The following is a 17,305-nucleotide window of genomic DNA, read 5'->3' as shown; positions in this document are numbered from 1 at the left end:
ACGACCGCGTGGGACGCGCCCGTGTCCGACGGCGGAGGGTGGAAGGCCAGTGGAGCGGCAGGAGGGCGCGCCGGCGCCGGACCCCCGGGGCTCCGGGGTGGACATCGGACCCATGGCGGTGGAGCACCTTCCCGCGGTCCTCGACCTGGGACACCGGGTGTACGAGACGAGCGCCCTGCCGTACACCTCCTGGTCGCTCACGGCGGCCGCCGGCCACCTGGACAGCCCCCGCTCCTCCTGCCGGGTGGCGCTGAGCGGCACGCGGGTCGTCGGGTTCGTCCTCGGCTCGATGGGCTTCGAGCACCGCGACGACTGGGGCTACATGGAGTGGATCGCCGTGGACCCCGGCCTCCGGGGCCACGGGATCGCCGGACGCCTGGTCCGTGAGTGCTGCGCGGGGCTGGAGGCCCTCGGGGCGTCCCGGATCCTCACCGACGTGGAGACGGGCAACACGGCCTCCCTCGCCCTCATGCGCGGCAGCGGGTTCTCGGAGAACACCACCGTCATGTACCTCGAACGGCGGGTCGGGCCGGAGCGGTAGCGCCGCGGGCGCCTTCCCACGGGAGGAGGACCGCCCGCCGCCGGTGGAACCGGGGCGGACGCCGGGCCGACAGGCGCCCCGGCCGTCACCCGGCGTGCACGCCGCGGGGCCTCTCCCCGGGGCCTGCCCCCCGACCGGCCGGAGACCCCGCGGCGCGGAGGACTCCCCTCCGCGGGCCCGGGAGCGCAGGAGCGCTCCTTACGGGAGCGCCTCCGGCCCCCGGCCGGAGCCGTGCGCCCTCCCCGCCCTGCGGGCGGATCCGTCCCCGGTGGCGCGCCCCCGCCGGGTCTTGCGCCGAGGGCCGTCGGTCCGGGGCCGTTGCTGCCCGCCACCTGTGATCATCGCGCGTCAGAGAAACGAACTAACCGCTACAAAAGCTGACGAAAACCCCCTGAACGCCACCCTCGATGGCAACTCTCCGTAGTTAAACCATCTCGGCATGTAGGGATGGTCACAGTGCGAGCCCCTTTTGGTTAGGTTAGGCTCCCCTTGCTTGGATTTCGCATCCCGGCACCGCATCGACGCAGTTCACCCCCTCATGCCCACATCCGGCCAACGGATGCCTTTGGCATGCCCGCCTTCAGGAGGACGACCCATGAACTTCCTCGCGAGGTCCGTTCAGGACCCGCCGACCGGGGGACGCGGCTCCACGGACGCCGGGGCCGACGACGCCCCCGATACCCCGCCCGTCGAGGGGACCGACCACCGGGCCCACCTCTTCGACGCCCACAGCGCCGAGCGCTACCGCGTCCTCGCCGGCTCCGCCGTGGACCGGGTCGCCGCCCGGATCGCCCGGGTGGACCGGCCGTTCACGGGGGCCACCGCCGAGGACCTCCGCCCCGGAATGGACAAGGTCGACCTGGACCGCCCGCTCGACGACCCGGCCGCCGCCCTGGACGAGCTCGAGCACCTCTACCTCGACGACGCCGTCTACTTCCACCACCCCCGCTACATGGGCCACCTGAACTGCCCCGTGGTCCTGCCCGCCCTGCTGGGCGAGACCGTCCTGTCCGCCGTGAACTCCTCCCTCGACACCTGGGACCAGAGCGCCGGCGGAACCCTCATCGAGCAGCGACTGATCGACTGGACCGCCGGGCGCATCGGCTTCGGCGAGGACGCCGACGGGGTCTTCACCAGCGGCGGCAGCCAGTCCAACCTCCAGGCCCTGCTCATGGCCCGCGACGAGGCCCACGAGCGCCACGGGGGCCGCCTCTCCGAGCTCCTGCCGCGGATGCGCGTGCTGACGTCCGAGGCCGGGCACTTCAGCGTCGCCAAGTCGGCCGCGCTCCTCGGACTGGGCTACGAGTCCGTGATCACCGTGGCCTGCGACGACCGGCGCCGCATGCGCCCGGACGCCCTGGCGGCCGAGCTGCGCCGCTGCCTGCGGGAGGACCTGATCCCCGTCGCGGTGGTCGCCACGGCCGGGACCACCGACTTCGGCAGCATCGACCCCCTCCCCCGGATCGCCGACCTGTGCTCCCGCCACGGACTGTGGATGCACGTCGACGCGGCCTACGGCTGCGGACTGCTGGTCTCGCGCCACCGGCACCTGCTGAGCGGCGTCGAGCGCGCCGACTCGGTGACCGTGGACTTCCACAAGTCCTTCTTCCAGCCGGTCAGCTCCAGCGCCGTGGTGGTGCGCGAGGGTCGGTCCCTGCGCCACGTCACCTACCACGCCGACTACCTCAACTCCCGCTCCGACGGCAGCACCCCGGTCCTGGCCCCCAACCAGGTGGACAAGAGCCTCCAGACCACGCGCCGCTTCGACGCGCTCAAGCTCTGGCTGACCCTGCGCACGATGGGCGCCGAGGGCGTGGGCGCGCTCTTCGACAGCGTCCTGGACCTGGCCGCCGCCGGGTGGTCGCTGCTCGACGCCGACCCCCGGTTCACCGTGGTCACACGGCCCACACTCAGCACCCTGGTGTTCCGGTGCGCCCTGCCCGGGGTCGACGAGGAGACCGCCGACGGCGCCAACCGGTACGCGCGGGAGGCCCTGCTGGCCTCGGGCCGCGCCGTCGCCGCCCGCACCACGGTCGACGGCCGCCCGCACCTGAAGCTCACCCTGCTCAACCCCCGGAGCACGCGGGAGGACGTCGCCGAGGTCCTGGACCTGCTCGCGGGACACGCCCGGCACTACGCCGCCGAGCACGGCACGGTGGCCGGAACCGGCGGCGCACCGTCCACCGCGCCTGCCGGCGCACCGCACGACCCCGCGCACACCTCTGGGAGGACCCGTTGACAGGCGACCACAGCCCCGGCGCACACGGCGGAGACCGGGTCCACGACTTCGCCGCGATCGGCCTCGGCCCCTTCAACCTCGGCCTGGCCTGCCTGAGCGCGCCCATCGCCGAGCTGGACGGCCTCTTCCTCGACCAGAAGCCGGAGTTCGACTGGCACAGCGGCATGCTGCTGGAGGACGCCGAACTGCAGACCCCGTTCATGTCGGACCTGGTCACCCTGGCCGACCCCACCTCGCCGTACTCCTTCCTCAACTACCTGAAGGAGTCCGGGCGGCTGTACCCGTTCTACATCCGCGAGCGCTTCTACCCCCTCCGCACGGAGTACAACGACTACTGCCGCTGGGCGTCCCGCAAGCTGGGCGACGCGGTCCGCTTCGGCCAGCGGGTCGACGCCGTCGAGTACGACCCCGAGCAGTCCCTCTACCTGCTGCACAGCACCGACACCGCGACCGGGGCGCCCGGCCTGCACCGCGCGCGCCGCCTGGTGCTCGGCACCGGGACCCCGCCCTACGTCCCCGAGTCCTGCCGGGGCCTGGACGGGGACGCCGTGCACAGCTCGGACTACCTGTACGCCGGGGAGGACCTCCGGTCCAAGCGGAGCATCACGGTGGTCGGCAGCGGCCAGAGCGCCGCCGAGATCTTCCACGACCTGCTCCAGGACGTGGACAGGCACGGCTACCAGCTCAACTGGGTCACGCGCTCGCCGCGCTTCTTCCCGCTGGAGTACACCAAGCTCACCCTGGAGATGACCTCCCCGGAGTACGCCGACCACTTCCACTCCCTCCCGGACGCCACCCGCGACCGCCTGGTGAGCTCCCAGAAGAACCTGTACAAGGGCATCGACACCGAGGTGATCAACGCGATCTACGACCTGCTCTACGTCAAGAGCAGGCTCGGCCCGCCCCCCGTGCGCCTGCTGACCGGCACCGAGGTCACCGGGGCCTCCCGGGTGGCGGAGCTGGACGGCTACCGCCTGGAGCTGCGCAACACCGACCAGGGGCGCGACTTCACCCTGGACACGCAGGGGCTGGTCCTGGCCACGGGCTACCGGTACCGGCGGCCGGACTTCCTGGGGCCCGTCTCCGACCGGCTGGCCTGGGACGCGGCCGGGCGCTTCCGGGTGCGCCGCGACTACCGGGTGGACGCGGACGCCCACGGGCCCGGCGGGGACGCGGAGGGGCCGGGCACGCAGGCCCCGCCCGGGGCGGTGTTCGTGCAGAACGCCGAGCTGCACACCCACGGGTTCGTCTCCCCCGACCTGGGGATGGGCGCCTACCGCAACTCCTACATCCTCCGCGCGATGCTGGGCCGCGAGCCCTACGCCGTGGAGCGCTCCATCGCCTTCCAGGAGTTCGGCGCGCCCGCGCCGCGGGACCCCGGGGCCCGGGACGGGGGCTCCGCTCCCGCGGGGCCGGACACCGAGCTGGAGGTGGTCGACCGATGAGCCGCCCCGCGCCTGCCGCTCGTTTCCCGGCCGGGCTGACCAGGGACGACCCCGAGCTGGGCCGGTTCGGTGTCCGCCCCGTCGACCCGGACGCCGACACACCGCTCCTCCACGGGTGGCTGACCGAGCCCCGGGCCCGCTTCTGGCTGATGACCGAGGCCGACGAGGAGGACGTGGCCCGCCAGTTCCGGGCCGTGCACGCCTCCGACCACGAGCAGGCCTACATCGGCGTGTGGAAGGGCCGGCCCGTCTTCCTCGCGGAGCTCTACTCGCCCGCGGACAGCGAACTGGCCCACCACTACGAGGTGCTGCCGGGCGACATCGGGATGCACTTCCTGGTGGCGCCCGCCGACACCCCGGTCCACGGGTTCACCCGCGCCGTCATCACGACGGTCATGGAGCTGGCCTTCGCGGCCCCGGGGGCCGAGCGCGTCGTCGTCGAGCCGGACGTGCGCAACCGACCCGTCCACGCGCTCAACGAGGCGGTGGGCTTCCGGGTCGAGTCCACCGTCTCCCTCCGGGAGAGCGGCAAGGACGCCTACCTGAGCACCTGTACCCGCGACCGGTTCCGCTCCGCCCTGGCGGCGGCCGCGCCCATGAGAGGAGTCGACAGATGACCGTCAGCCACCCCGGTGGGACCTTCACGGCGGAGCCCTCCCCGGGCGTCCGCGCACCGGACCCCGCAAGCCCCGCGGCCGCAGCCCGGGAACGGCGGGCCCCCCGGCCGGCCGGGGCCCCGACCGACCCCCGCGAGGGCGTCGCCCACCTGTCCCCGGACCTGTGGGAGCGCGCCAACCGGCTGCTCGTCCGCAAGGCCCTGGCCGAGTTCTCCCACGAACGGCTGCTCACCCCCGAACGCGGCGTCGACGGCGCGTACACCGTCCGCTGCGACAGCGGGGCCGAGTACCGGTTCACGGCGCGTGTCATGGCCCTGGACCACTGGCGGATCGACGCCGACAGCATCGTCCGCCGCGCCCCCGGCGGCGACGGCTCCCCGGAGGCGACGGACACCCTGGACGCGCTGGAGCTCGTGCTGGACCTGCGCGACACCCTCGGTCTGGGGAAGGAGGTCCTGCCGGTCTACCTGGAGGAGATCACCAGCACCCTGGCGAGCAGCGCCTTCCGCATGGCGGGCACGCAGCCGGACGCCGCGGAGCTGGCGCGCTCCGGTTTCCAGGCGATCGAGGCGGGGATGACCGAGGGCCACCCGTGCTTCGTCGCCAACAACGGGCGCCTGGGCTTCGGGTCCGACGAGTACCTGGCCTACGCCCCCGAGGCCGCGGCCCCGGTGTGCCTGGTGTGGGTGGCCGCGCGGCGCTCGCGCACCGCCTTCTCCCACTCCGCCGACACCGACCCCGGCTCCTTCCTGCGCTCGGAGCTCGGCGACCGCGTCCTGGCCGCCTTCCACGCCGAGCTGGCCGGCCTGGGCCTGGACCCGGACGACTACCACCTGGTGCCGGTCCACCCGTGGCAGTGGTGGAACCGGGTCTCGGTGACCTTCGCCGCCGACCTGGCCCGCCGCGACCTGGTGTGCCTGGGGTACGGGCCGGACGAGTACCGGGCCCAGCAGTCCATCCGCACCTTCTTCAACGCCTCCGAGCCGGAGAGGCACTACGTCAAGACGGCCCTGTCGGTGCTGAACATGGGGTTCCTGCGCGGGCTGTCGGCGGAGTACATGGAGGCCACCCCGGCGATCAACGACTGGCTGGCCGACCTGGTCGGGCAGGACCCGGTGCTGCGCGCGACCGGGGTCGGGGTGCTGCGCGAGCGCGCCGCGGTGGGCTACCGGACCTCGCACTACGCGCGGGCCGCCGCCAAGGGCTCGCCGTACCTGAAGATGATCGCCGGACTGTGGCGGGAGAGCCCGGTGCCGAGGCTCGGACGGGGGGAGCGGCTCGCGACGATGGCGTCGCTGCTGCACACCGACGCGGACGGCGGCTCCCTCGCCGGGGCGCTCATCGCCGAGTCGGGCCTGGCCCCGGCCGTGTGGCTGCGCCGCTACCTGGACGTCTACCTGGTCCCGCTGCTGCACGCGTTCTACGGGCACGACCTGGTGTTCATGCCCCACGGGGAGAACGTGATCCTGATCCTGCGCGACGGGGTCCCCCAGCGGGTGCTGATGAAGGACATCGCCGAGGAGATCGTGGTGATGGACGCGGACGCGGAGCTGCCCGAGGCGGTGGAGCGCATCCGCGCCGAGGTCCCCGAGGACAAGCGGCTGCTGTCGCTCTTCACCGACGTCTTCGACTGCTTCCTGCGGTTCCTCAACGGCATCCTCGCCGACGAGGGCACCCTGGCGGAGGAGGACTTCTGGCGGACGGTGGCGGAGTGCGTCGCCGACTACCAGGCGTCGGTCCCGCACCTGTCCGAGCGCTTCGAGCGCTACGACGTGTTCGCGGACCGTTTCGCGCTCTCCTGCCTGAACCGGCTCCAGCTCCGCGACAACCGCCAGATGGTGAACCTGGACGACCCCGCGGGGGCCCTCCAGCTGGTCGGAACGCTGGAGAACCCGATCGCCGCCCACCGCCCGGGACGGGTCCCCCGGTAGGGCGTGCCCGGCGGGTGCCGCCCGCCGGACAGCAGTGTCCGCCCCTCCGCGCCCGGTGCCCCGGGGCGCGGAGGGGCGGCCCGCGGCGGCGGCCGGCGCCGTCCGCCGCCGCGGCCCGGGTCAGGCGGGGCGGCGGCCCCGCACGGAGTAGACCACGCAGGAGCAGGCCCGGAACGACGGGTCGTCCAGCAGGTCCCGCACCCGTGCCAGCCGCTCGTCCGTCATCCCCTCGCGCACGAACGCGTCGCGCAGGTGCAGGGTGTGGTGGCGGATCAGGCGGACCCCCGGGGAGCCGGCGTCCCACAGTTCCACGTGCGGCCGGGGGTCGACGCCGACCAGCCCGGCGCCGCGCATCGCCTCGGCGGCGTTCCTCCCCCAGGCAGGGTCGGCCCCGGCCCGGGTCATCAGCCGGATCTTCGCCTCCAGGAACTCCTCGTACAGCTCGCGGGCCCCGGCGTCGGGCATGAGCAGCGACGGCCCGTAGGTGATGTCGAACTCGTCCAGCTGCAGCACCCCGCCCGGCTTGAGCGCGCGCACGAGGCGGTTCAGGACCTCGATCCGCTCGGGCAGGTGCAGGAGCACCAGCCGCGAGTGGACGAGGTCGAAGGCCGCCTCCGGCAGGGGGTCCCGGGTGATGTCGTGCTTCCACACCTCCAGCCCTTCGGCCGGGGTGATGTGGTCGGGTTTGACGTCGGTGGCGACCACCCCGCCGCCGGGCGCGACGCGCCCCGCCAGCCAGCGGGCGACGCCGCCTCCGCCCGCGCCCACCTCCAGGCAGCGCCACCCGGGTCCGACCCCGGTCTCCGCCAGTCTTCCGGTGGTCAGCGGGTCGTAGGCGGCGGCCAGGAACCGGTGCTGGTCACCGGCGTTCTCGTTGTGGTTGTCGAAGACGTAGCCGGGTCCGGCGGTGGCTGTGTCCGTCATCGTGGGCCTCCTGGGAGTACGGTCGGTCGGTCGCGGACCGCGTCGGCCGCGATCCGGGCCAGGGTGGACGTGCACACCTTCCCGGTCGGGCCGAGCGGCAGCGCGGGGAGGAACAGCACGTGCTCGGGCAGGGCGCGGACGTCCACGCCGTGCCCGTCGCGCAGGTGGGCGAGCAGTTCGCCGCCCGTGGGCGGGTCCACCCCCGGCAGGGGGCAGACGCAGGCGCACATGCGCTCGCCCAGGTCGGGGTCGGGTACCGGGACGCACTGCGCCTCGCCCAGGGCGGGGTGGGCGGCCAGGGCGCGCTCCACCTCGGCGGGGAAGAGGGTGACGCCGCCCCGGATCACCGTGCGGCGCAGGCGGTCCACGACCCACAGCGTCCCGTCGCCGTCCAGTCGGCCCGCGTCACCGGTGCGGACCCATCCGCCGGGGTCGCGCCGCTCGGCGTCGAGTGCGGGGTCCGCGACGTGGCACAGGGGCGTCATCGGTCCCCGTGCCCGGATCTCGCCGACCTCCCCCGGCGGCAGCGGCCGCCCCCGGGGGTCGCACACCCGGATTGCGGCGACGGCCGGGTCGGGGCGCCCGGCCATGCCCGGCTCCCACGCCCCGGGGTCGTGCGCGGTGTGGCAGTTGACCCCGTCGGTGGAGCCGTAGACGTTCACGACCGGTCGGCCGAAGCGGCGTTCGCACAGGTCGCGCACCTCCCGGTGCAGGGGCGCGCCGCTGGCCACGAGCGCCCGCAGCGATCCGGTGTCGGCCGCCTCCCCGACCAGCGCGGTGCGCCTGAGCATGGTGGGCACGCCGATCAGGTGGGTGGGGCGGTCCCGTTCGACCGAGCGCAGCACGGCCACGGGGTCGAACCGCCCCGGAACGACGAGGGTGGCCCCGAGCCGGACCAGGGACACGATGCCCAGCGAGCCGAAGGAGGAGGCCAGCGGCACCGGGATGAGGGCGCGGACGGGCCCGGCGCCCAGCACGGCCCGCGCGTAGTTGCCCCTCCCCCCGGCCATGGCGTTGTGCGAGTAGGCGACCATGGTCGGCTCGCCCTCGGATCCCGAGGAGACGAGGATGCGCGCGGGTGATTCGGCGTCGGGGCGCGCCGGCTCGGGCGCCCTCGCCCCCGCGAGGGGGCCGCCGGGGTCCAGCGTCCCGGCGTCCGCGCACCAGACCGGTGTGTCCGGCGCGTCGTCCGCGCGGGCGGGGGCGGTGACCAGGAGCGCGGCGCGGGAGCGCGCCAGCAGGGAGAGCACGTCGGTGCGGGAGCGCCCGTACGGGACCGGCAGGGCGACCGCCCCGAGCGCGGCGACGGCGAGTTCGACCGCGATCGCGTCCCTGCCGTCGGGCAGCAGGACCGCGACGACGTCGCGCTCGCCGCACCCCCTTGCGGCCAGGGCCGCGGCGGCCCGCCGGGCCCTGGCCGCCAGCCCGGCGCGGTCCAGGCTTCCGCGGCCGTCCACGACCGCCTCGCGCGCGGGGTCCTCCCGCACCCGGTCGAGGAACAGGGAGTACAGGTCCCGGCCGGGGCACAGGCCCTCCGCGACCCACCGGGCGCGCTCCTCCGCGGGGACGAGGTCCGCCAGGACCAGCCCCGCCCCGGAGGTCCAGGCCGTCACAGGTCCTCCCCGTCCAGGGGGGCGAACGTCCACGGGGCGCGCGGGAGGGAGGCCCCGCCGACCGTCGTGAAGGCCTCCGGGAAGGCGTCGGCCGCCTCGGCCGGGCCGGCCGCCGGCGGCGTGCCGGGGCGGGGCAGGTGGGCGGTGCCGCGCCCGGCCCACCGGAGCAGGCGCGCGGCGTCGACCAGCCCCGTCCTCGCCACCGCACCGGTCCCGGTGCGGGCGCGCAGCAGCAGGCCGGCCAGGGCCGCCTCGGCCGCGATGATGCCGCCGAGCACATCCGTGAGGGTGACCAGGGAGGGGGCGGCGGGCGCTCCGCCGACGGACACCAGGTCCGCGATCCCGCCGTCGGCCTGGACCAGGAAGTCGGTGGCCGGGATCCCCGGTCCGGGGTCCTCGCCGGCCCACCCGTCGGCGTGGACGTGGACCAGTCCCGGGGCGCGGGCGGAGAGGTCGTCCGCCCCCAGCCCGAACCGCTCGGCCCGGCCCGGCGGCCAGTTGTAGAGCAGGACGTGGCCGGAGGCCGCCAGGTCGGCGGCCGCGCGGCGGCCACCGGGGGTCTTGAGGTCCAGTCGGACCGCGTCCTTGCCCCGGTTGAGGGCGGCGAAGCGGGCGGAGAGGCCTCCGGCCAGGGGCGGGACACCGCGCATGGGGTCGCCGCCCGGCGGCTCGACGCGCACGGTGTCGGCGCCGAGGAGGGTCAGCAGCAGACCCGCCAGGGGCCCCTGGACCCGGTTGGTGGCCTCGACCACCCGCAGCCCTGCCAGCGGCCCCGTCCCGGAGGCCTGCCACGGCGGCAGGCCCGGACCGGGCTCCCCGCCGGCGCCGCGGAGCCGCCACGGCGAGGCGGGGCCCTCCCCGGCGACCTCGGACAGGGGGCGCAGCGGGACCACGCCCACCCCGCACTCCCGGCCGGTGTCGCGGACGACGGCGAGCGGCAGCGCCGCGAGGGTCGCGGACAGCGCGGCGGGCAGCGGGCACACGGCGGTGGCGAACCTGCGCTGGAAGGGCGCCCATCCGGTGGCGACCGCCCGCGCGGGCGCGCCCAGGGCCTCCCAGAACCGGAGCCACGCCTCGGGGTCGAGGGTCTCGATCTCGAACCGGACACCGTCGGCGGAGCGGAAGGGCGGCGGTTCGCCCTCCCCCGGGGCGGGCGGCGCCCCCCGCGCGGCGGTGGCGTCGGCGACGTACGGGGCGACCGCGAGGAGCGCCGCGCCGGCCACGGAGACCGACGCCCGCAGCGCCGGCCCCCCGCGCAGCGCGCAGAGCACCGCCGCCGCCACCGCCTGCGCCGCGAGCACCCCGGCGCACACCGACGCGTGGTCGACGGGCAGGAAGAGCGGTCCTCCCCCGGCGAGGCCGTGCAGGTGCGCCAGGCCGCACGCGGCCTGGACGTCGCGCTCGTCGGCCAACGGCTCCGGGGACGCCGACCACACCAGGTCGCACCCGGCCCGGACGCCTCCCGGACCGGTGAGCAGGTCGATCCGGCCCGCGGGGGCGCTCGCCGCGGCGGGTCCCCGCACGACCTCGCACCCCAGTGCCCGCAGGCGTGCCGCCGCGACGCGCACCGGTACCGCGTCGCCCGAGGCCAGGACCGCGGTCCCCGCCAGCGGAGGGGCGGCGATCGCCGTCGCGGTCACGTCCACCTCCCCTTCCCGGGTGCGTCGGGGCCCAGGCCGAGGCTCTCCCGCAGCGCGCCCCGGCGGACCTTGCCGGTACCGGTGCGCGGCAGGTCGCCCCAGGTGAGGACCACCGGTTCGGCCATCGTCGGCAGGTCGACGACGGCCTCCTTCCAGACCCCCGGGGCGAGGGTGCCGTCCTCCGTGGCCACGACCGGCACGGGCGGGCCGTCGGCGACCCCCAGCACGACGCAGTCCAGCGCCTGGGGGAGCCGTTCGTCGACGACGTCCTCGATCTCCAGGCAGCCGCCGTCGGACAGGGAGTCCACCTCCCGGTCCACCAGGCGGACCGCGCCGGTGCGGTCGACGGAGCCGATGTCCCCGGTGCTCCACCACTGGCCGACGAGCTTGGAGCGCCAGCGCCCCTCCTCCCCGACGTAGCCGAGGCACAGCGCGTCGGTGCGGCAGAACAGCAGGCCGGGCTCGCCCGCCGGGAGGGGGCGCAGGGTCCTCGTGTCGACGGCGCGCAGCCGGGTCCGACCGGGGACGGGCCGCCCCAGGTTGCGGGTGGTGGGGTCGACCCACTGCCTGCGGGCCAGCGACCGGCGGGTGAGGAAGCGGAAGGTCAGCGGACCCGTCTCGCTCTGGCCCCACCCCTGCATCCACACCGGCGCCCGTCGGCGGCTGGCGTTGAGAAAGGTGCGGACGGTGGACGGGTGCACGGCGTCGAAGGTGCTGACGAACAACCGCACGCGCCCGAACTCGTCCCCCTTCCCGTCGACGTGCCGCTGCCAGCGCACCAGGGTGGAGGGCTGGGCCTCCAGGGTGGTGGGCCGGTGGCGGCGCAGCGCGGGACCGGCCTCGTCCCAGTCGGGCGAGGTGATCAGCGAGACCGCCTCCGGGAACATCCACAGCACCCCGGCCGTCCAGGCCAGGGCACGGCCGTGGGCGTAGGAGAAGGAGGAGGCGACCGTGTCGTCGCGCCGGCTGCCCAGCACCGGCCACCGGTGCGACTCGAAGCCCGCCAGCCTGCGCAGGATGGTGCGTGTGGAGTGCACGGCCAGTTTCGGGACGCCGGTGGTGCCGGAGGTGTGCATGACGGCGAGCGGTGCGTCCAGGTGCGGACGGCGCGGCGGCGGCGCGGAGCTCCCCCGCACGTCGTCCGTGCACAGGGCCCGCTCGGCGCGGCCCCCCACCACCAGGGTGCGCGCGGCGTGGGCGGAGGGGTCGTGCCCCGCCCCGCGGGCGGCCTCCAGCAGGGCGGTGTCGGTGACCAGGAGCGCCGGTTCCAGCCTGCGGAGGAGGATTCCCAGGGTCTCGGGGGACAGGTGGGCCGACAGCGACGCGGGGACGGCGCCCAGGCGTGCGGCGGCGCAGGCCAGGAGCACGTAGTCCCAGTGGTTGCGCTTGGCGATGGCGACGCGGTCGCCCGGCCGCACCCCCGCCTCGGCGAACCAGCCGGAGACCCTGCGCACCAGGTCGGCGGCGGCCGGCACGTCGAGTTCGGAGCCCGCCTCGGGGGCGATGTCCAGGGGCCTGCTCAGCCGCACGGCGGTGGTGGAGCCGCGCGCCGCCAGGTCGTCGAAGAGGGTGCCCAGGTGGAGGGGTTTGCTCAGGAGTGTCATGGCGCCTCGGTCGTGATCGGTTCGCGGGAGGTGGTGAGCAGGGCCGACGTGCGTTCGGCGGCCGTGAAGGCCGAGGCGACCGCCCCCTCGCTGCACGGGCGCAGGGCGGTCCAGTCGCCGGCGTAGTCGACGGGGGCCAGGGGCCGGTCGGCGAAGGCGGGGCGGGCGGCCAGCGCCCGTGGTTCGGGCAGGGGCAGGCCGTGCCGGAAGCGGTGCACGATCGTCCTCCTCACGCGCTTCCCCACCCCGGGCATGAGGCGCTCGGCGCGTGCGGTGAGGCGCGCGCCCACCTCGTCGTCGGGTGCGTCGATGAGGTCGCGCGCCGCCCGCGGGGAGGCGACCAGGGACACCAGGCCGCGTCCCCTGGGCGCCCGGCCGGGGTGCTTGGCGTGGTCCGCGGTGACCACGGCGAGCACCGGGTCGTCGGGCACCAGGACGGCGAAACCGCGGCGCGCCCCGCGCGGGGCCGCCGGGGCGTCCAGCAGCAGGGACACCCGGAGCATGGGCGCGTATCCGCAGGCCTCCAGGTACTCCCGCTCGGCCGGGGGCGCCCCGGGGTGGAGGCGCAGGGCGACGGGGGCGGGCACGGCCAGGACGACGGCGCGCGCGGTCACCGCTCCCCTCGGGGAGTCCAGGCGCACCCCGCCGGGGGCGTGCGCGACACCGGTCACCGGGTGGCCGGTGCGCACGTCCAGCCGGGCCGCCAGAGCCCGGGGCAGCGTGTCCATCCCGTCCCGGTAGGTGCGCCAGGTGGCGGTGCTGCCGGAGGCGGCCAGGTGGGCGGCGAAGGGCGCGGCGGCGGCCCGTTCCGGCGGCCAGCCGAAGAACCCCGCGGCGAGCGGGCCCAGGAGGCGGTCGCGCACCTGCGGGTGGTACCTCCGCAGGAGGTCGGCGACGGTCTCCTCCCCCAGCACCGCCCTCTCGGGGCGGTCGGGGTCCAGCCCGGCGCGGTCCAGGCGCCGCAACAGGCGCGCGAGGTCGAGACGGGCCCTTCCGGACAGTCCCATGCCGGTGAGCAGCCCCAGGGGGCGTCCGGCGTGGGGGCGGGCGCGCCCGTTCCACCAGACCGCGAGGGCGTCGCGCACCAGGGGGACCGCCTCCGGGTCGGAGTCCAGGCCGGTGGCGCGCACGAGCCGCCAGGTCGCCGGGTAGGCGTCGGCCGAGGGGATCATCTCGGCGCCGGTGTCGACGAGGTAGCCGTCGGAGCGCAGTGTGCGCGTCCTGCCCCCCACGGCGTCGGCGGCCTCCAGGACCCGCACCGTGTGTCCGGCGGCGGCCAGCAGGTGCGCGGTGGCGAGCCCTGCGGGCCCCGCGCCCACCACCGCCGCGTCGAGCGGCGCGCTCACAGGGCGTCCGGCAGGAACGGGGCGAGCAGGTTGGCCCCGATGAGGAGCACGACCGCGGCCCGGTGCGTGTGGATGGCCGTGCGGCGCGCCCTCAGGATGTCGCCGAGGACGAAACCGGTGTAGAGCTGTGCGACCCGCAGGGCGATGACGGGCAGCAGGGCGACGGTGAACCACCAGGGGGCGATCCCGAGCAGGTGGGACCCGGTGACCAGCAGGGTCTCCGTCGCGGTGAGCGCGACGATGAAGGCCGTGTTGGCGCGCAGGGACACCCTCGCGGCGACGGTGACGCGGCCCGCGGCCCGGTCGCCCGCGGCGTCGTTGGTGTTGGAGTACAGGCCGAAGATCATCGGGCCGCCGCCGAACACCAGCGCCTGGACGATCACGAAGCCGTCGACGTGCCCGACGAGCAGGCCGTAGGGGACCAGGACCCAGCCCACCCCCAGGCCGCAGAGGAAGATCTCCTGGAAGCCCCGGTAGCTGAGCTTCAGCCCCCAGGAGTACTGGACCGACGCGACCAGGCACAGGGCCGCCCCGACGACGGCCCACAGGGGCCGGTGCGGGGCCAGCGCGACCACCAGGGCCCACAGGACGACGCTCGCGGCGGTCGCCGCCCGCCCGAAGCGGAGCGCCTGGGGCTCGGTGAGGGTCCCGTGGACCAGGGGTTTGCGGGCGAGTCGGCGCCGCGCGGCGTCGGAGCCGTAGTTGGCGGCGTCCGAGCCGTCACGGTAGCCGGTGACGTCGTCGAAGGAGACCATGGCGGCCACCACCGCCACCTCGGCCACCAGGACGAGCAGGAGGAACCCGAGGGTCTCGGCGCGCGCCCCCAGCAGGGGCAGCGTCATGGCGAACACCAGCGGCAGGCCGATGTAGTAGTCGACGATGTCGAGTTTGGCGAGCCTGGCGTAGGCGCCCGGGGTGGGCCGGGGCGGAGTGGGCGGCGCGGCGGGCGGCGCGGCGGGCGCGGTCGTGCGGTCGGTCATCGTTTCCTCCCGTGGGCGAACGCGCGCACGGCGGTGACCACGTGCTCGACGCGTTCGTCGGTCAGGTGCGGGTACAGGGGCAGGGAGATGTTGCGGCGCGCCGCGTCCCGGGCCCGGGGCCACTGCCCGCCGGGGCGGGCGTGGGGGGCGAAGGCGGGCTGCTCGGGCAGGGCGCGGGGGTAGTAGACGTGGGTGTCGATCCCTTCGGCGGCCAGGTGGTCCCGCAGCCCGTCGCGGTCCTCGCACAGGAGCGTGTAGACGTAGGGGAAGCGGCCGTCCCCGCCCGCGGGGGGCGCCGCGACCCCGTCCTCGCGCAGGTCGGCCAGGTGCTCGGAGTAGTACGAGCAGATGGCGTTCCGGCGGGTCACGCGCTCCTCCAGCCCCGCCAGGCGGTGCAGCTGGAAGGCGGCCATCACCTCGTCGAACCGGCTGTTGTGGCCGATGCGGTGGTGCAGGAACCGGTGGCGGCCGTCCTGGCCGTGGTTGCGCAGCATCCGCACCCGGTCGGCGAGTCCGGCGTCGGCGGACAGGACCACGCCGCCCTCGCCGGGCATGCCGAAGACCTTGACCTGGACGAAGGAGTACACCCCGGCGTCGCCCCACAGGCCGGCGGGGCGGCCCCGGAGCGTGCCGCCCTGGGCCAGCGCCGCGTCCTCGACGAGCCGCACCCCCGCACGGGAGGCCAGATCGCGCAGGCGGGGCATGTCGGCCATGACGGAGAACATGTGGGCGGGCATGAGGGCCCGGGTCCTGGCGGTGAGGAGCTGCTCGGCGTGGTCGGGGTCCATGGTCAGCGTCACGGGGTCGACGTCGGCGAAGACCGGGGTCGCGCCGCACGACAGGACGGTGCTCGCCAGGGGGGCGCAGCCGAAGGCCGGGACGACCACCTCGTCGCCGGGCCCGATGTCCATGGCGGCCAGGACGAGGGTCAGCGCCGAGGTCCCGCTGGAGCAGGCCACGACGTCGCCGGCGCCCAGGGAGTCGCGCAGGGCCTCCTCGAACCGCGCGGTGCGGCGTCCGAGGATGAACTTCTGCTCGGGGTCCGTGCCGACCTCGTACAGGGCCGCGAGGAGCGCCTCGCGCTCGGTGTCGAAGAGGTCGGGGGCGAAGAACGGGACGGTCCGCCCGGTGGCCGCGGTCATCGGGTCCTCCCGGCGAGGAAGCGCTCGATCTCGTCGCAGACCCGGTCGACCCGCTCCTCGGACAGGTCGGCGTACAGCGGCAGCGCCACGGCCGACCGGCACACCTCCTCGGCGCGGGGCAGGTCGCCCGGCCGGTGGCCCAGGTGGGCGAAGCACGGCTGCAGGTGCAGCGGGCGGGGGTAGTAGACCTCGGTGCCGACACCGGCGGCGTCCAGGTGGGCGACGAGGCCGTCGCGGTCGTCCACCTCGACGAGGTGGACGTACACCGCGCGCTCCTCACCGGGCCGGGCCGCGGCGTCGCCGGGGACGGTCCGTACCCCGGGCAGGCCGCGCAACCGCCCGTCGTAGCGGCGCGACAGTTCGGCGCGGCGCCGGATGTCGGCGTCCAGGCGGGTGAGCTTGGCCAGCAGGACGGCGGCCTGGATGTCGTCCATCTTGCTGTTGCCGCCGACGACGACCGTCGGGTTGGAGATGCCGGGGAACTCGGCCAGGGTGCGCCCGGACCGGCCGTGGTGGCGCAGCATCCGCGCGGTTTCGGCGACGGCGTCGTCGTCGGTGAGCAGGGCCCCGGCGTCGCCGACGGCCCCCAGGGTCTTGGCGGGGAAGAAGGAGAGGACGCCGCCGGCGCCGAGCAGTCCCGCGTGCTTGCCGTGGAGGCGCATGCCGACGGCCTCCGCGCTGTCCTCCACCACGGTCAGCCCGTGGGCGCGGGCGACCCGGCCGATGCCCTCCATGTCGGCGAGCCGGTCGAAGAGGTGGACCGGCATGACCATGCGGGTGCGCGGGGTGACGGCGTCCGCGACCGCGCCGGGGGAGAGCCCGTACCCGTGCGCCTCGATGTCGGCGAAGACGGGGACGCCGCCGGCGTGCACGACGGCGGTGGCGGTGGCGACGAACGTGTAGGCGGGGACGATCACCTCGTCGCCGGGGCGCAGTCCTGCGGCGCGCAGGAGAATGACGAGCGCGTCGGTCCCCGAGTTGACGCCGACGACGTGCCGGGCACCGGTGTAGCGCTCCATTTCCCGCTCGAATTCAGCCACCATGGAGCCGTGCGAGAACTTACCGTCGTCCATGACGCGGACACAGTTCTCCTCGATCTCCGGCCACAGTCTTCGGAAGGTGTCCGACTGGTCGAAGAAGGGAATGCGCGAACGACCCCCGCCGCGTTCGCCCGCGGCGGGGGAGGAGAGTGCCGACTTCATTTCTTCCGTTCTGCGTGTGGGGGAGGGACCGGAGCCCGGCCGCGCCGTGGCGCGGCCGGGCCGGAAGGGGGACGGGACCCG

General features: G+C 75.5%; 13 protein-coding genes. 5 read left to right on the top strand and 8 right to left on the bottom strand.

Annotation, left to right across the window (positions count from 1 at the left end; translation table 11 throughout):
- Window positions 1-49: 49 nt before the first annotated feature.
- The 5 genes from ABZ234_RS22285 to ABZ234_RS22265 all read left to right on the top strand — a co-directional run bounded on the left by ABZ234_RS22285 (window position 50) and on the right by ABZ234_RS22265 (window position 6,773).
- Window positions 50-541 (top strand): GNAT family N-acetyltransferase, encoded by a 492-nt coding sequence (locus tag ABZ234_RS22285; protein ID WP_355013312.1) that lies wholly within the window; start codon window positions 50-52, stop codon window positions 539-541.
- 595 nt (window positions 542-1,136) lie between these two features.
- Window positions 1,137-2,780, top strand: a complete 1,644-nt coding sequence (locus ABZ234_RS22280) for an aspartate aminotransferase family protein (protein WP_355013311.1) — start codon at window positions 1,137-1,139, stop codon at window positions 2,778-2,780.
- The gene (locus ABZ234_RS22275) at window positions 2,777-4,225 is read left to right on the top strand and encodes a lysine N(6)-hydroxylase/L-ornithine N(5)-oxygenase family protein (RefSeq protein WP_355013310.1); all 1,449 of its coding nucleotides are present in this window, start codon (window positions 2,777-2,779) and stop codon (window positions 4,223-4,225) included. The genes ABZ234_RS22280 and ABZ234_RS22275 overlap by 4 nt, the downstream gene beginning before the upstream one ends.
- The gene (locus ABZ234_RS22270; protein WP_355013309.1) at window positions 4,222-4,842 is read left to right on the top strand and encodes a GNAT family N-acetyltransferase; all 621 of its coding nucleotides are present in this window, start codon (window positions 4,222-4,224) and stop codon (window positions 4,840-4,842) included. Before ABZ234_RS22275 ends, ABZ234_RS22270 begins: the two co-directional genes overlap by 4 nt.
- Complete coding sequence (locus tag ABZ234_RS22265; RefSeq protein WP_355013308.1) at window positions 4,839-6,773, top strand: IucA/IucC family siderophore biosynthesis protein; 1,935 nt, start codon at window positions 4,839-4,841, stop codon at window positions 6,771-6,773. The genes ABZ234_RS22270 and ABZ234_RS22265 overlap by 4 nt, the downstream gene beginning before the upstream one ends.
- A gap of 120 nt (window positions 6,774-6,893) precedes the next feature.
- Here ABZ234_RS22265 and ABZ234_RS22260 read toward each other — a convergent pair whose 3' ends face one another.
- Genes ABZ234_RS22260 through ABZ234_RS22225 form a run of 8 tightly spaced genes read right to left on the bottom strand, consistent with a single transcriptional unit; the run spans window position 6,894 to window position 17,224 of the window.
- Window positions 6,894-7,697: a methyltransferase domain-containing protein gene (locus ABZ234_RS22260; RefSeq protein WP_355013307.1), complete on the bottom strand. Its 804-nt coding sequence runs from the start codon at window positions 7,695-7,697 to the stop codon at window positions 6,894-6,896.
- Window positions 7,694-9,310: a fatty acid--CoA ligase family protein gene (locus ABZ234_RS22255; RefSeq protein WP_355013306.1), complete on the bottom strand. Its 1,617-nt coding sequence runs from the start codon at window positions 9,308-9,310 to the stop codon at window positions 7,694-7,696. Before ABZ234_RS22255 ends, ABZ234_RS22260 begins: the two co-directional genes overlap by 4 nt.
- Window positions 9,307-10,950: a CoA transferase gene (locus tag ABZ234_RS22250; protein WP_355013305.1), complete on the bottom strand. Its 1,644-nt coding sequence runs from the start codon at window positions 10,948-10,950 to the stop codon at window positions 9,307-9,309. The genes ABZ234_RS22255 and ABZ234_RS22250 overlap by 4 nt, the downstream gene beginning before the upstream one ends.
- Complete coding sequence (locus ABZ234_RS22245) at window positions 10,947-12,554, bottom strand: class I adenylate-forming enzyme family protein (protein ID WP_355013304.1); 1,608 nt, start codon at window positions 12,552-12,554, stop codon at window positions 10,947-10,949. The genes ABZ234_RS22250 and ABZ234_RS22245 overlap by 4 nt, the downstream gene beginning before the upstream one ends.
- Window positions 12,551-13,900 carry an NAD(P)/FAD-dependent oxidoreductase gene (locus tag ABZ234_RS22240; RefSeq protein WP_355013303.1) on the bottom strand — a complete coding sequence of 450 codons (1,350 nt, stop codon included), beginning with the start codon at window positions 13,898-13,900 and terminating at the stop codon, window positions 12,551-12,553. Before ABZ234_RS22240 ends, ABZ234_RS22245 begins: the two co-directional genes overlap by 4 nt.
- A complete protein-coding gene (locus tag ABZ234_RS22235) occupies window positions 13,897-14,880 on the bottom strand; it encodes a UbiA family prenyltransferase (protein ID WP_355013302.1) in 984 nt (327 codons plus the stop codon). Before ABZ234_RS22235 ends, ABZ234_RS22240 begins: the two co-directional genes overlap by 4 nt.
- Window positions 14,877-16,022: a DegT/DnrJ/EryC1/StrS family aminotransferase gene (locus ABZ234_RS22230; RefSeq protein WP_355013301.1), complete on the bottom strand. Its 1,146-nt coding sequence runs from the start codon at window positions 16,020-16,022 to the stop codon at window positions 14,877-14,879. Before ABZ234_RS22230 ends, ABZ234_RS22235 begins: the two co-directional genes overlap by 4 nt.
- A complete protein-coding gene (locus tag ABZ234_RS22225; RefSeq protein ID WP_355013300.1) occupies window positions 16,019-17,224 on the bottom strand; it encodes a DegT/DnrJ/EryC1/StrS family aminotransferase in 1,206 nt (401 codons plus the stop codon). Before ABZ234_RS22225 ends, ABZ234_RS22230 begins: the two co-directional genes overlap by 4 nt.
- Between the last annotated feature and the right edge of the window lie 81 nt (window positions 17,225-17,305).

It is taken from the genome of Nocardiopsis sp. NPDC006198 (assembly GCF_040613895.1).
GTDB classification, from domain to species: Bacteria; Actinomycetota; Actinomycetes; order Streptosporangiales; family Streptosporangiaceae; genus Nocardiopsis; species Nocardiopsis tropica.
This window is presented reverse-complemented; position numbering and strand designations above follow the sequence as displayed.

Coding starts and splice junctions, on each gene's coding strand:
- ABZ234_RS22280 (WP_355013311.1), top strand. CDS start 1,137: ATGAACTTCCTCGCGAGGTCCGTTCAGGACCCGCCGACCGGGGGACGC.
- ABZ234_RS22230 (WP_355013301.1), bottom strand. CDS start 16,022: ATGACCGCGGCCACCGGGCGGACCGTCCCGTTCTTCGCCCCCGACCTC.
- ABZ234_RS22260 (WP_355013307.1), bottom strand. CDS start 7,697: ATGACGGACACAGCCACCGCCGGACCCGGCTACGTCTTCGACAACCAC.
- ABZ234_RS22245 (WP_355013304.1), bottom strand. CDS start 12,554: ATGACACTCCTGAGCAAACCCCTCCACCTGGGCACCCTCTTCGACGAC.
- ABZ234_RS22225 (WP_355013300.1), bottom strand. CDS start 17,224: ATGAAGTCGGCACTCTCCTCCCCCGCCGCGGGCGAACGCGGCGGGGGT.
- ABZ234_RS22235 (WP_355013302.1), bottom strand. CDS start 14,880: ATGACCGACCGCACGACCGCGCCCGCCGCGCCGCCCGCCGCGCCGCCC.
- ABZ234_RS22270 (WP_355013309.1), top strand. CDS start 4,222: ATGAGCCGCCCCGCGCCTGCCGCTCGTTTCCCGGCCGGGCTGACCAGG.
- ABZ234_RS22265 (WP_355013308.1), top strand. CDS start 4,839: ATGACCGTCAGCCACCCCGGTGGGACCTTCACGGCGGAGCCCTCCCCG.